This window comes from Salinicola socius, from assembly GCF_001937195.1.
Classification (GTDB): domain Bacteria; phylum Pseudomonadota; class Gammaproteobacteria; order Pseudomonadales; family Halomonadaceae; genus Salinicola; species Salinicola socius.
The window spans coordinates 1-630 of record NZ_MSDO01000129.1 but is presented as its reverse complement, the minus strand read 5'-3'; the positions used below and the strand labels follow the sequence as shown (position 1 = coordinate 630).

Genomic DNA, 630 nt, shown 5'->3' with positions numbered 1-630 from the left:
CGTGAACCGGTGCCATCGGCAATATGGAGAAACGGAATGCTCAGTGCCGACTCGATCGCACCGGACACCCTGTGCATGGTATTGGTCGCCAGCAACAGACACTCTGCGCCAGCGGCCTCGATCTGACGGGCCGCTGTCGCCAGCGTCTTTCCCGCTTGATCCCAATCACCGCTCTGTTGCAGCGCCTCGATCTCGGCAAAGTCGACGCTGACCATGGCGATCTTCGCCGAGTGATACCCGCCAAGACGGTCACGCACGCCCTCGTTGAGCAACCGATAATAGCTCTGCGTGGATTCCCAGCTCATGCCGCCCAGTATGCCGATGGTCTTCATTGCGATTCCTGCTGACCATTACTCGAATTTTTATAGTACAGGCGTTGGCGTCGTTGCTGGAACCCGTTTGCAACGGCGGATTTTCCTTCCTCCCTTTGAACATCATTCCAGGCATGAAAAAACCGGCTGCTGAGAGCCGGTTCTTTTCAATTCGGTGGCGGAGGGGGGATGGGCGTCGCTACGCTCCGCCGCCCGTCGCTACGCGCCTTGGCTCGAACCGGAGGGTTCTCATCCACTCCCCCTCACCAATGCCTCATTCCAGGCATGAAAAAACCGGCTGCTGAGAGCCGGTTCTTTT

At 58.3% G+C, this 630-nt stretch carries 1 protein-coding gene; it reads right to left on the bottom strand.

Annotated elements, in window-relative coordinates:
* On the bottom strand, positions 1-332 hold a 332-nt coding region (locus BTW07_RS19200; RefSeq protein WP_144077027.1), incomplete at its 3' end, for an aspartate/glutamate racemase family protein.
* Positions 333-630: the final 298 nt, after the last annotated feature.